This window comes from Staphylospora marina (assembly GCF_003856495.1).
In the GTDB taxonomy this organism is placed as follows: Bacteria; Bacillota; Bacilli; order Thermoactinomycetales; family Thermoactinomycetaceae; genus Staphylospora; species Staphylospora marina.
In genome coordinates, this window is sequence record NZ_CP034118.1 from 1893976 (window position 1) to 1907669 (window position 13694).

General features: G+C 53.4%; 11 protein-coding genes. 5 read left to right on the forward strand and 6 right to left on the reverse strand.

The window, feature by feature from the left end; all coding sequences use genetic code 11:
- Positions 1 to 21: 21 nt before the first annotated feature.
- Positions 22 to 2856: a DUF1156 domain-containing protein gene (locus tag EG886_RS09455; protein ID WP_124727908.1), complete on the reverse strand. Its 2835-nt coding sequence runs from the start codon at positions 2854 to 2856 to the stop codon at positions 22 to 24.
- Positions 2835 to 6362, reverse strand: a complete 3528-nt coding sequence (locus tag EG886_RS09460) for a helicase-related protein (RefSeq protein WP_206425312.1) — start codon at positions 6360 to 6362, stop codon at positions 2835 to 2837. The genes EG886_RS09455 and EG886_RS09460 overlap by 22 nt, the downstream gene beginning before the upstream one ends.
- Before the next feature lie 309 nt (positions 6363 to 6671).
- Between EG886_RS09460 and EG886_RS09465 the strand changes: the two genes are divergently transcribed.
- Both EG886_RS09465 and EG886_RS09470 read left to right on the forward strand, forming a co-directional pair.
- A complete protein-coding gene (locus tag EG886_RS09465) occupies positions 6672 to 7247 on the forward strand; it encodes a tetratricopeptide repeat protein (RefSeq protein ID WP_124727910.1) in 576 nt (191 codons plus the stop codon).
- Between the two features lie 144 nt (positions 7248 to 7391).
- Positions 7392 to 7958: a GNAT family N-acetyltransferase gene (locus tag EG886_RS09470; protein WP_124727911.1), complete on the forward strand. Its 567-nt coding sequence runs from the start codon at positions 7392 to 7394 to the stop codon at positions 7956 to 7958.
- A gap of 38 nt (positions 7959 to 7996) precedes the next feature.
- Here EG886_RS09470 and EG886_RS09475 read toward each other — a convergent pair whose 3' ends face one another.
- The 4 genes from EG886_RS09475 to EG886_RS09490 form a co-directional block, all read right to left on the reverse strand.
- Positions 7997 to 8293, reverse strand: coding sequence for a helix-turn-helix transcriptional regulator (locus tag EG886_RS09475; protein ID WP_206425313.1), 297 nt, complete (start codon positions 8291 to 8293; stop codon positions 7997 to 7999).
- 300 nt (positions 8294 to 8593) lie between these two features.
- On the reverse strand, positions 8594 to 8938 hold the full coding sequence (locus EG886_RS09480) for a DUF4064 domain-containing protein (protein ID WP_124727912.1): 345 nt from the start codon (positions 8936 to 8938) through the stop codon (positions 8594 to 8596).
- A gap of 185 nt (positions 8939 to 9123) precedes the next feature.
- Positions 9124 to 9465: a DUF4064 domain-containing protein gene (locus EG886_RS09485; protein WP_124727913.1), complete on the reverse strand. Its 342-nt coding sequence runs from the start codon at positions 9463 to 9465 to the stop codon at positions 9124 to 9126.
- A 398-nt stretch (positions 9466 to 9863) separates the two neighbouring features.
- Positions 9864 to 10337, reverse strand: a complete 474-nt coding sequence (locus EG886_RS09490) for a hypothetical protein (protein ID WP_124727914.1) — start codon at positions 10335 to 10337, stop codon at positions 9864 to 9866.
- A 231-nt stretch (positions 10338 to 10568) separates the two neighbouring features.
- Here EG886_RS09490 and menC point away from each other — a divergent pair, with 231 nt between their 5' ends.
- Genes menC through EG886_RS09505 form a run of 3 tightly spaced genes read left to right on the forward strand, consistent with a single transcriptional unit; the run spans position 10569 to position 13654 of the window.
- Positions 10569 to 11687, forward strand: coding sequence for an o-succinylbenzoate synthase (gene menC, locus EG886_RS09495; protein ID WP_124727915.1), 1119 nt, complete (start codon positions 10569 to 10571; stop codon positions 11685 to 11687).
- 15 nt (positions 11688 to 11702) lie between these two features.
- Positions 11703 to 12497, forward strand: a complete 795-nt coding sequence (locus EG886_RS13980; protein ID WP_124727916.1) for a GNAT family N-acetyltransferase — start codon at positions 11703 to 11705, stop codon at positions 12495 to 12497.
- The gene (locus EG886_RS09505; protein ID WP_241154301.1) at positions 12494 to 13654 is read left to right on the forward strand and encodes a M20 peptidase aminoacylase family protein; all 1161 of its coding nucleotides are present in this window, start codon (positions 12494 to 12496) and stop codon (positions 13652 to 13654) included. The genes EG886_RS13980 and EG886_RS09505 overlap by 4 nt, the downstream gene beginning before the upstream one ends.
- The last annotated feature ends 40 nt before the right edge of the window (positions 13655 to 13694 follow it).

The window sequence follows — 13694 nt, forward strand, 5'->3', positions numbered from 1 at the left end:
CCACCTCCGAGATGTCTCTGTTCATACCAAGCGTCCCATCTCGTATTCTTTCATGCCGGACGCCACCTGTTTCAGACGCGACCAAGATGCGGCGAGCATGTTGTACGGAATCGCTTCTTGGGCCCAGCCTTTCTTCTCGCAAATACTGTACAAACGGTAGGCCAAGTCCCGAACGTGATTGGCCCTGTCACCCAACCGCTTGATCAGGCGGGCTGCACCCAACTCCCCTTCCCGCTCAAATGCCCGGATGATGTATTGGGTCGCTTCCCACAGCGTGAAACGGTTGTCTTCCGTCGGGTCCCACTGTTCCGGATACTCTTCCCGTGTCAGGAGGCGGACTTTTCCGGCCCGTGCCTCGATAATCCCCGCTTCCACCAGCCCGCTCACGCTGGTGTTTTTGGCCTTGCTCAGAAGCTCCGCCTCACCGAACAGCGCTTCTTTCATCCCGAACTGTTCAAACCAGGACAGTGCCCAGCGGGTGTCGAGATCGTATTCCCCTTCGTCTGCGGAAAGCAGCTCCTCCAGCACCTGGTTGATCAGGGCGAGAGCCGTCCGCACGCTCATCGGTGTTCCATCCGATTCCAACACCTGTGCATACCGCGAGAACACCGCCATGCCGGGACCGATCATGGACTGGGCCATGTCCACCGGTGCGATGTTGGCTTCCTGAAGCAGCTTCAATGCTTCCGGAAGTTCCTTTCGAAGTGCGTTCATAAACTCCCGTCGGGTGGTAAGCGGAGCGTTTAAAGGGCGCGGGCGGCAGACCAAAACGATGGAGGATGCCAAAGCGTTGGTGCCGATAGCTACGCTCCTTGTGCTTCTTTCTGTACGAATCGGCCAAGTTCCGGTGATTTGGTATCCCGCATGCAACAAGCCGGTGAGCATCGTTTCCCATCCGGTAGAAGCAGTAGAAACGCCGTTTTTGTCTTGATCGTCCTCTTGTTGCTTGAATGCATAATAGACTGTCAAAGGATACTCTGAGTCAGTTTTTGAAATCAGTTGTTCAAACGCTTGTTGTAATCCCTTTTCAAAATGTTGTTTTGCTGCTTCTTTGTTTCCTTCAAAACGATGAGGAGTGGCAACCAATTCTTCCATTTTGGGTACAAGCATGGTTGAAAAAAGTTCTGGATAGATTGACCTTATATTACGTCTTAACCAAACGTAAAAGAAATCTGAAAGGTCAGCATATCCAATATTGTCGTAATAGGGTGGGTCCGTGGAAATTACGAGCGAATGAACATCGATAATTCCACTGGCAGCATCTCGTTGATCTGCGACACCAGGAGTCGAAAACCCCAAACGTTCTACGACTCTGATAACCCATTCTACTGCCCCTTGCCAATTACCACTGGATTGGCTGAAAACATTGGCTTCTGCAAAATCCCAAACCATAGGGATTGCTTGTCGTGTGAATGTATGCCCAATTGTTTCCCTGTCAGTAACCCATGAACTGATTGTAGACCAATAATCAGCGCAACGATCTGCAGCCAAAGCCAAATAAACCATTACCGCTTCAGCATAAGCGAGAGCACCACTGCCACCGTCCCTCAAAGGAACACCATCGTCAGCCAAACCGGCATGTTTTGCATGGATTTGAATCATTTCACGTACTTCTTCTATTAACATTCCAATCGTACTTAATGCGGTCAATTGTCTAGAAGTGAACAGATCTTTATGTTGAACCATCCCATATTGCTGTACTCTGAATCCCAATGCTTTCTCCGGAAGATCTGTTTCAGGAGCCCATACTGGACATGCATTTGCCGCTACTTGTTCATGTGTTTCATCCGGGGACAAATAAATACGTCCGTTTTTCCCTTCCGCCACAATGGCCATCAACCGTTGACCCATTCGTCCAGCTTGTCCCTCGGAACGGATGTAAGTTAACGGAACCGGCGTCTGGCAGCAAATGCATTTCGCCCCTCTGCGGTCCACCGTACCGTCTGGAACTGATCCTTTTCCGTATCTGACCTCGAACCGAACCTTCGGTTGTTCACCGGATTGATCAACAATGGGCTCCACCCAAGCTTCCTTGTTTTTCTTTTTGGAAAGCCAAAAAGACCTGATCAGAGGCATCTCTGCACCACATGCCGGGTTGGGACAAGTTACAGTTCGAGTCCACAACCACGCAATAACCGTCGTCTCTTTGCTTCCCATCTCTTTTGGCAATTTCACTTTCGGGTAAAGATGGCCGATTCGTTTTTCTGCTTCCCTTTTCATCCAATTGCCATAATACTCAATATCCCTAGCCAGACCGTAAGCGTATTTCCATACGCATTCATTCACCAATCCTCGATCTTTCGGGTTGACAGGCGAGAACCCGGCAAACCGAGGAGGAATTTCTATCAACGCCTTGTTAATAGTCACAGCGACCGGATTCAAGTCACCGGCAAATGCCCGAAGGCCCAAACGATGCGCTTCGAGCGGAATCGTCCCACCACCGGCGAACGGATCCAATATCGGTGGAGCATGTTCCGACAAAAATCGAATCAGATCTTCCGTGACCGGATTTTGTGGAAGATCTAGATTCTTGTTTTTGGCGATGCTTTTGGCAATTTCCAACCTAGCCTCATTCAGCACTTGTTCGTCGTTGGAGCTTTCCCATTTGATCAGCCTTTCGAGCAACTTTAACAATCTGTCCCGTTCCTTGTTGGCTTCTTCTTCTGGCAAATCATTGGATGGATCATCCACCAAGCTCGCAAACAGGACCGCTCTGGCGGCTGCCAATGGGCGACGCGCCCACCACAAATGTAGAGTGGACGGATGCCCATGCCTGATTGACTTTTCCCGTGCCGATTCGGCACTGATGACATCCAAAGGTATCGATACTTCAATCAATTTCTTCCGAGTCGCCATGTTTCGTCCTCTCCTCTGCTCATCAGATCTCGGAGATCATAGTTTACACTGGTTGCGGCAAAATCCGGTTCGCGGGTGAATGGCTGTCGGATATACACCACTCGTTTCGGTTTTGATTCTTCCACTTCCACGACGGCCAGCCAATAAGCATCCGGACGGTTGACCGCCGTGAGAATTTCATTTCGTGTGACCGTGACCGTGGTCGCCCCGGCCACTCTGCCTTTCACTTCCAGGAATCGGACTTTCCCTGTTTCCGGATCCCAAGACTCGATGTCGTAACCCAACTTTTGCACAGAGACATCCACCGGTTGAAATCCCTTCTGCCGCTCAATCTCCATGATGGTTTCCATGGCAATGCGTTCGACCATTTTCCGGTCACGGCCAAAGAGCCCGGGCTCTTTTTGGTTCTCACCTTTGAGTTTGCGGAGCATCCCTCCCGGAATGATCAAAGCCGTTCCGATCATGTTCGGGGGTTTGGGCTGCAATTTCTCTTCCAAATCAAGCTCGATCATCCGCTGTTCAAGCCGTACCTGAAGATCATCCGCACGCCGCTGGGCATTTTGCGAATTCAATTTGGCATTCTTTTTGCCTCGTTTTTCCGCCGCCCGGAGTTCTGCCGCCCGTTTGTCCCAATAGCGGATTTCCGTCTCGAGCCGGGCTCTCACTTCTTTGCGGATTTTGGCCACTTGAGCCTTCCGAAAAAGCTCCACTTCCTTCAGATGTTCCGGGACCAAATGACGGATCATGTATTGTCTTGCCCGGTGTTCCATCTCTGTCCGTTCCCATTGTATTGAATCCAAGATGGAGGGTAAATAACCCTTTTCTTCATCAGACAAAGGTCTGTAATCCAGGTAGGGTGCGTATCCCGCCGGAGAAATCTGTCCATCCGGCACCATTTCCACAAAATGCATTCGTCTGGAAACCACCCGTTGTCCCGACTTATCCCGGATCCCGTCATGGATCTCCTGTTCACAAAACATCATCAGACGAGGTTCTTCCCGATCATCCCGATCATCCCGTTCATCCACGAGGACGGTTCCCTGCTTCATCAAGTGACCATATTTCTCCAGAATCAGTTCCACGACTGCGTCGAGAAGCGGATGACCCGGGCAAACAAATTCTGCATGCGGCTTTCCGTCCAGGTGAGTCAATGTTTTGTCGAAGCAAATGCGGAGATACCGTGCAGGCAAACCCGATCGGTCGATGTCCCGCGCGCGTTGCCTGACGGGCTGTGGAATGGAGACGATCTCATACCTTCTGGGTTCCCGTTCACGGATCGTTCCTCCCAGACGACGAAACGCCTGAACAAAAAACGAGGCAATGAAGTGCGGTTGCAAGCGACGGGCGCTGGCCCGTTCCATCTCCCGACGGATTTCCTGCACTTTGATCCTGTCAAAAAGTCCCTGAATCAAGGCTTTCTCACTGATCAACTTGATCAAATGGTCATGCTCCAATTTCTCATTGACTTTTCGGAGCAGTCGGGCCTTGATGTCCGGACGGTCCCCGTAACGGATGGCCTGAATCAACAGGTCACGGAGACTGTTTCCGTCAAACACTTTTCCGAGGATGTCGAAAACCTTGTCATTCAGTGCTTCCCTTACTGTTTCAAGCTTTTTGAGCAATATGGCGAAAACTTCACCTTCCCGGGTCTCGACCGACACCAGATTCCAGAGATGGCAGACACGCGTCTGGCCGATTCGGTGAATCCGTCCAAATCGTTGCTCCAATCTGTTGGGATTCCACGGCAAGTCATAGTTGACCATCAAATGAGCGGCACGATGAAGGTTGATCCCTTCACCGGCGGCATCCGTAGCGACGAGGACCAGGACGTTTTTATCATGGTTGAACGCTTCCTGGGCCTGTTTGCGGCTGTCCCTGTCCATGCTGCCATGGATCATCACCACGGCTTCAGGACGACCCAACAGAGTCCGGATTTTTTCAACCAAATAGTTCAGTGTGTCGCGATGTTCGGTGAAGATCACCAGTTTGCGGCGGTTTCCTTGTTCATCCAGTAACAGGTGAGAGTTTTCCACGCTCTTGTCACTCTGAAGCAGCATGGACAACTCTTCCCATTTACGGTCCTTCCCGCTCTGTCGAAGCCGTCGCGCCTGTTTCTCCAGATTCTTCAGAACTTCAATCTCCGTCTCCAACTCCGAAATGGTTCGAGCCAAGGTCGCTTGGTAAGCAATTTCGTCTTCCGCCTGCTCGGCCTCCGCCAGCTCGTACAGATCCTCCAGCTGATCCTCATATTTGAGCCTCAGATGCTTCAGTTTTCCATTTTTCTTCAGTCGCTTTTTCTCTTCTTTCAGAAACTCTTCCAATCGACAACGACGCCGATAGAGTGACTGATAAATGGCTTCCGGAGAGGAAGCGAGTCGGCGTTGCAAAATGGTGAGCGCAAACCCCACGGTCCGACGCTTTTGTTCTTTCTCGCCCAATTGGTCGATCCGGTTCCACTGTTCATTGACATAACTGGTGACAGCGTCGTACAGCTCTTTCTCTTCTTTGGACAGTGGATACGTGACCGTATAAGCGTGGCGCTCGGGAAACAACCTGGTCCCGTCGAATTTGAGCAATTGTTCCTTGGTCAGTCGACGCATGATGTCATCGATTTCGACCTTGTGTACCCCGGTGCGAAATTTGCCTTCAAACCGGTCCTGATCCAGCAGGGAAAGGAAAAGCTGAAAATCCTCCTCTTTTCCGTTGTGAGGCGTTGCGGTCATCAGCAGGAAATGGCGGGTGATCCTTGAAAAGAGTTTCCCGAGCCTGAACCGCTTCGTTTCGTTGACTTCCCCTCCATAAAAGGATGCGGACATTTTGTGCGCTTCGTCCACAATGATCAAATCCCAGTCGGATTTTTCCAATTGCGACAACATCTCATCGTTCCTGCTCAACTGATCCAGTCGGCAGATCAGCAAATCCTTTTCCTGAAAAGGGTTTCCTCTTCTGATCTGCTCAAGCGACTGTCTCGTCAACAACTCAAATCGCAACTGAAATTTGGTCTCCAATTCATCCATCCACTGTTCGGTCAAGCTGCCGGGTGTACAGATCAAGCACCGTTTGACATCACCGCGCATCATCAGTTCCTTGATCAACAGTCCGGCCATGACCGTTTTCCCGGCCCCCGGATCATCCGCGAGCAGGAAACGGAGAGGTTGACGCTTGAGCATGATCTCATAAACAGCGGAGATTTGATGGGGAAGCGGTTCAATCAAGGATGTATGTACTGCCAAATGAGGATCAAACAGGTAAGCCATCTTTATCCTCTTGGCTTCAGCGACGAGCCGGAAGTCCTCCCCGTCGGCTTCAAACCCCCATGGAGCTTTCACGATTTCCAATGCAGCCGCTTGTTCGGGGTAAATCAAAGTGGTTCCGGGAACTCCTTGTTCATCCTTGTATGTCACTTCCACACAACCGCCGTAATCCTGAACATCCACAATCGTAACGGTCTGATTGGAAAAAATGCCTTTTATTCTGGAACCCCTTGTCAAGTCTTCCAGCCGCAAGATGATCCCCTCTCCTGAGCATGGTGCTGTCTTCTTTTTTCAACGAACATTCAATCTCTAAATAAAAATATATCATTTCAGGTGCTCCATTTTTGGCATCCCTCACATGAAATTTCCTCTTGACAAAACACCTCACCATTACCATTCGAATGTTTCGCAAATTTTCTTGTCACCCCCACCCCCTCCAAAAAATCTTCGGATGAATGGTACAATCCGGCCCCGCTCTCCCGTATGAATGACATTGAAGCACCATGTAGCCGAATCCCGCCTTGCAGGCGAAATTCCACTTTTATTCCGGAGGTGAGTCACTTGCTGATTGCCTCGTACGAAAGCTTTTTGCTCGGGGTCAAGCCGGCCTGCTCCGAGAACATCCTCTGGCTGCCGACGGCGTTTCAGTTGAAGCTGAGGCGGTATCCGTCCGTCAAAAAAGAGAACCGGAGAGGAGCGATCTATTTCCAAACGGAGGAAATGAAGCAGCGCTTTCTCGAAGAAACGAAGAATCTGTCTCCCGATTCTCCCGAATACATACGAATCCTGGGGCTGACGTTGGGATTTCCCCCGAAGGCGGTGGATTTTCATGTGAGATCCCTTTCCCGGGATCCGGCGCACCCACAGGAGGCCACCAAGTGGTACAACCTCCACAAGGTGCGGGCCAATTATGCCGGAAACATGTTCGCGGAAAACATCGACGACCTTGTCGAGAATACGGAGTGGCTGTGGAACCGGTACGGAAGGGAGTGGGACATGTCGCTGTCGGTGATCCGGGAAACGGACCAGCGATTGTTTCTGTACCTGGTGCCGTTCGGGGACCGGGAGAAGCTGAAGGAGGCGGAAGAGGGGCTGAGAAAAGTGCTTGATGAGAATCGGAAATTTTGGGAGGGATAGCATGACCACAGCCGTCATGAAAGACTCTCCTGATCCAAGGATTGCAATTGTCCTTTCGTTTCAACCGGTTGATTGATACAATCAGAGTGTCTTCAAAATTACAAAAACAGTTGTAACCTTACCAAGACAGGATGGGAATAAACCATGATTCAACCAAAGCCGGTCCGCTTGTTGGAAGGCACCCATGTTTACCTGAGACCGTTCAACGTCGAGGATGCAGAGATTTACTTTCAGCTGTTGTTTCAGGCCGAAACGCGTCGTTTGACCGGCACGCAACACAGCTTCACTCTTGAACAGATCCGCCGTTATGCGGAAGCCAAAGGACAAGATCCCACCCAGGTGCTGCTGTTGATTGCTCTGAAAGAGAACGATGAAGTAATCGGGGATATTGCTTTGCAAGACATCCACCCCATCAATCGCAGTGCAAACATTCGCATCATGATTGCATCTGAGAAGCATCAGGGAAAAGGGTATGGCACCGAGGCAATGAAATTGATGCTGGAATACGGGTTCGGGATCTTGAACCTGCACCGGATCGAATTGAATGTGTTTCCCTTCAACCCACGCGCAATTCATGTGTATGAAAAGTTGGGTTTCAAGAAAGAAGGCGTGCAGCGGGAAGTGCTCTTCTACAACCATGCCTGGCACGATTCGGTGTTGATGAGCATGCTGGCGCATGAATATCGCGTAAAATACCAACAAACGAAATAAGGCCGGTTTCCCGGCCTTTTGTGGTTTGGATGGCATCATCACTCTTCCCGGATCAGCGGTTCTCCCGTCTTCACCACCGCACACGATTCCACTTTTTCAAAGCTGTACAAGTCCTCCATCTTCACCCCGAGGAGCTGGGCAATCCGAAAGGCCTTGTCAATCGGCGGCCGGGTTCTCCCGATCACCCACATATTCACCGTTTGGGTCTGCTCTCCGAGCAACTTGGCCAAATTGGTCTGCGTGATTTTCCCCAATGAACCGTCCGGCATCCTGAAGAAATATCCTTTCTTCTTCATCGTTCTCAAAATGTTGTCGATTTGGCAAATCATCTGCATGTTCTTCTCCTCCCGTCGGGGTTGGGGTGTCTTTGGTCACTCCAGGAGTCAGGGAAGACTTCCTGCGGCACTTCGTCTGGGGATGGTTTTGGTCTGCCGGAAATCCATTCCGATGAAGTTGCCCATGTCAGCCCCAAGTTTTTTACCGAAATCCCAATGATCCCTTTTTCAATCAAAAAAAGTCATTCTGGGAGCAATGTATACCATTGGTTTTTATATTTCAAGATCTTGGGGATAAAAAGATCCCGGCATCTTCTGCCGGGATTCCTGCGTTTCCCCGTTTTCCCGTCCGCGCGCTCTTCATCCTCCGGCCTGTTTCTGTTTCTCCCTCCGGAACACGCCCATGAATCCGGCGATCAGCAACAGGAGTGCCGGCAGGACATAGAACAATGAAATCGAGATGATGTCCCACACGGCGGAAAGGAGCATCAAGGCACCACCCAAACTCGCCCTGGATTTGACGAGTACCGAACCTGCGATGCCGACCAGGGCCGCTGCCAAGGCGGACCAGCCCAGCAGGCTGAGGACGGCACCGCCGCCGATCACCACCTCGTCGGCGATGCCGGAAGAGATGACGAACAGAGCTCCGCCAACGCCCAAAATGCCGCCGATGAGTCCGAGAATCCATTCCGTGGTGCGTTTCAAGGACACCTCTCCTTTGCAGGTTCTCTCCACATCTATATCCAACCGCTCCAACCATATTGACGAGCTCCCGAACGGGTTTCTTCCGTTTTTTTCCCCGTAACCGGGGACATGAAAAACCCCCTTGATCGCCACCGTCCAAGGGGGTTGAAGACGTTCACCGAATGATTGCAACGGAAGACCGATTCTTATGCATCGGCTTGTGCCTGTTTGTCTTTGCGGAAGAGTCCCATCAATCCGGCAATGAGAAGGAGCAGTCCGGGAAGGACATAAAAGAGGGAAACGGAAACGACTCCCCAAATGGCGGAAATCAGCATCAGGGCGCCTCCGACTTTTGCCTTGAACTTGACCACGATCGAACCGACAATGGCCACCACGGAAGCGAGCAGCGCCGACCAACCGAGTCCGCTGATTTGCGAGCTGCCTTGAACCGCTTCATCCACGGCTCCAAAGAAAATGGCGAAGATTGCAGCACCAAAACCGAAAATTCCCCCGAGCAATCCCAGGACGAACTCCGTGGTTCGTTTCATCCGTCATCTCTCCTGTCCTTTTTAACAAAAGTTTACCATGACAGGTATGCAGATTTTGGCATACCCGACATGATATAATATTTATATTTGAAACATTTCGATAAATCATGTCCGAATGATGGCAATGGAAGACGGATGCTTGTTCATCGGCTTGCGTCGGACTTGTCTTGGCGCAAGGCCATCAAGCCGGCAATGAGAAGAAGAAGTCCGGGAACGGCATAATACCAAGGATAGATTATCATGATGCCCCGGAAGCAAATTGCGCCCGGCGGCACATTTTCCTCCGCCGGGCGCTGCAAATGATGAAGCTTCCACGAAATCAAGTCTGCAAGGCAGCCTCTCTGTCATGCCTGTCCCGGAGCACAAATTTCACCGAATCCCGCTCAGCTGCCGATTCATCACTTGACGTCCAACACAAACGTCGCATGGGATTCCCCGTCCACAACCACCTCGATCTTCCAGAGACCTTTTTTCGGGAAAGTGGGGCCGGAGAGGGTCATGGCATCCGCACCGTGCATCGGCCCATTCAGACTTGCCTTGTGAAGCAATTGCCGCTTTCCGTCTTCCCGATGCATGCCGTAAATCTCCGCCGTGGCACCTTTCTTCAGCTGCTCGGGGTCTCCCCAGACCAGCCACATGTACTTCGCAATTTCCTGAGTGACTACCAATCCGTTTTCTTCATGCACCAGAATACCGGCCCGGTTTTTTTCTCCGCGCACCTTGCTTCCGGAGGCGGTTTCAAAGACCGGGCTTACGGTCCATTGCTCCCGCGTTTCCGTTTCCTTGGGGCCCTGTGCCTCCGGGGACCCGCCATCCGCGCAACCCGTCAACAGCAAGCACCCCACCACCATCCACCGAAACATGTTTCGCATGGAAACGACCCCCTGTTTTCGTTTTGTCCAAAAGAATGACGCGTAGGGCCAATCTGCCGGAGTATACGCGACAACACACATTGCACGTCCATATTCACCCATTTATACTACGCACCACATTTTCCCTCCTTTCTTCCTTTGAGACGTCCTTACCGATTCGTGTAGAATATTTTTAATATCCCAACAACAAATCTTTGGAATCCATGATTCCTATGGAAAGGACGTCACCTCATGCGAATCGAACGCGTTGAACTGAGACGGATCCGGACTCCCATGAGGTTCCGGTTTGAAACGAGTTTCGGAGAGGAGACGCAGAAAGAGACCATTCTGGTCAGCGTGCACGCGGACGGGTTGGCGGGATACGGCGAGAGCACGGCGATGTCACGCCCGGTGTACAATGAAGAAACGACATCGACGGTATGGTACGTGTTGGAACGCTTCCTGATTCCCCTGCTGTTCTCCCGGGAGATCTCCCATCCGGATGAGGTATCGGAGTTGTTCGCCCCGATTCGCCGGCATTTCATGGCCAAGGCGGCATTGGAGGGGGCGGTGTGGGATTTGTGGGCGAAGCGGCAGGGAATTCCTCTCGCCAGGGCGCTGGGCGGCGAGAAGACCGCCATCGATGTGGGCGTGAGCATCGGCATCGAGCCGACGGTGGAGCAGGTGCTGCGTCACGTGGACCGGTTCCTGTCCGAGGGATACAAAAAGATCAAGGTGAAGATCAAGCCGGGGTTTGACGTGAAGGTGATCGAGTCGATCCGCAAAGAATTCGGCGACGGAGTTCCCCTGATGGCGGACGCCAACTCGGCTTACACCCTGGAACACATCGACGTGATGAAAGAGCTGGACCAATACGGCCTGATCATGATCGAGCAACCCCTCGCCCACGACGACATCATCGATCACGCAAAACTGCAGCGGGAACTGACCACCCCGATCTGCCTGGACGAAAGCATTCACACGGTGGAAGACGCCCGCAAAGCGCTGGAGCTTGAAAGCTGCCGGATCATCAATATCAAGGTGGGACGGGTCGGCGGACTGACGCCGGCACGAAAGATTCACGATCTCTGCCTGGAGCGCGGCATCCCCGTCTGGTGTGGCGGCATGCTGGAAATGGGCGTGGGACGGGCACACAACATCGCCGTCACCTCGCTCCCCGGGTTCACCATTCCCGGCGACACGTCGGCATCCAGCCGTTATTTTGAACGGGACATCACCATTCCGGCCATCGAGTTGTCCGCACCGGGCACGCTGGCGATTCCCGACGGTCCGGGAATCGGATATGACCTGGACGAAGAACGCGTGCGCCGGATCACCGTGGATCATGCCGTATTCCGCCGGCCGCATTGAGAAAGGAGACATCTCATGACATCCGTTCACATTGAACATATTTTTGACGTGCAAAAGCTGCAGGAAATCGTGGATCTCCAAAAACGCGTTTGGGATGCCGCTTCCGTCACCTCGATGCACCAGATGGTGGCGGCCATCCACCACGGCGGCGTGGTGCTGGCGGTGGTGGCCGACGGGCGCATCGTCGGGTTTTGCTACGGATTCCCCGGATTCGACGGAGAGCGGGTGTACCTGGTGTCCCACATGGCCGCCTTTGATGCCGGGTGGCAAAACAAGGGATGGGGAAAACGGCTGAAAGAAGCCCAACGCCGGTGGGCCTTGGAGCACGGCTACGACCGGATGGTCTGGACCTTTGACCCGCTGAAGGCGCGCAATGCGTATTTCAATCTGTGCAAATTGGGTGGAACGTCCCAGAAATACATCACCGATTTTTACGGGGATCTGGCGGGGTTGCCGGAAGATCGCCTGCTGGTGGAATGGGAGTTGGACAGCCCGCGGGTGAAACAGGCCCTGGAAGGCACGGTGCCGGGAGCGGAAACGTGGCCAACATACGCAAAACTTCTGGACTGGACGATGACGCCGGAAGGACCGGAACCAGGCGGCACGGAAACCGCCTCCGGTGAACCGCCGGGATGGTTGCTTCCCGTCCCGCGGGAGCCTTTGCCTCCCCTTCAAGCGAAATCTTGGAGATTTGCCCTGAGAAGGGCGTTTCAGACAGCGATGGCGAATGGATACCGGGTGACCGGTCTTTGGCGAACGGAAGAGCCGGTGCATTATTACGTGTTGGAGAAAGAGGGGAACACGGATTGAACGCGGCGTTGATCCGGAACTGGGTCAAAGAGAATGCACGGCGGATTCGCGGTGTGTGGGAGTTTCTGCATGAGCGTGCCGAAGTGAGTTGGAAAGAAACGGCCACGACCGCCTTTCTGGCCGGAGAACTGAAAAAACTGGGCTTGAAGGTGCAGACGTTTGAGGACATCACCGGCGTGATCGGAGTGTGGGAGGGTTCCCCGACCGGTCCCACGGTCGGTCTGCGCGCCGACATCGATGCCCTGTGGCAGCAGGTGGACGGAGAGTGGAAGGCCAACCATTCCTGCGGTCACGACGCACACATGACCATGGTCCTGTTTGCCGTGAGCTGTCTGAAAGAGTTGGGCTGGCGACCGCCGGGTCGGCTGAAGGTGCTGTTTCAACCGGCGGAGGAAACGGGTCAAGGAGCCCTGGCGTTCATCCGGAAAGGCGTGGTGGATGACGTCGACCTGCTGCTGGGTATCCATCTTCGGCCGGTGCAAGAGGTCCCGTTCGGCAAGGCTTCTCCGGCCATCTACCATGGAGCCACCACCCACCTCACCGGCACGGTGCGCGGGGTGCAAGCCCACGCCGCCCGCCCCCATCTCGGAGTGAATGCGGTGGATGCGCTGGCCGCCGTCATCCAGGCGGTGAACAGCGTGCGGATGAACCCGGTGGTGCCCTGGTCCGCCAAAGTGACCAAGGTGTCGGCCGGCGGAGCCAATCTGAACATCATTCCGGACGAAGCGGAATTCGGCCTCGACCTGCGCGCGCAAACCAACGAAGCGATGGACGACCTGATCGCCCGCGTGACCCGGGCGGTGACTTCCGCTTCCCGGATCAACGGAGCGGAAGCGGAGGTGCGCGAAGTGGCCCGCATGGCTGCCGCCGTCCCTCACGCCGGCATGGAGCGGGTGGTGACCGATGTCATCAAGGAGATATTGGGAGAAGATGCCCTCTTCCCCGTGCCCGTCTCCCCCGGCGGCGAAGACTTCCATTTTTACGCCGCACGCATGCCCCGCCTCGCCTCCACGATGATCGGGCTGGGAGCGGGTCTTTCGCCCGGCCTGCATCATCCGAACATGTCTTTTGATCTCAAAGCCTTGGAGCACGGCACCATGCTTTTGGCCATGTCCGCGGTGCGACTGTTTGAACGGGAAGCGGAGCTGGTGCGGTGAAGGAAGTGAAAGAAGGAAAACGGGTCCGGAGCGCCCCGTC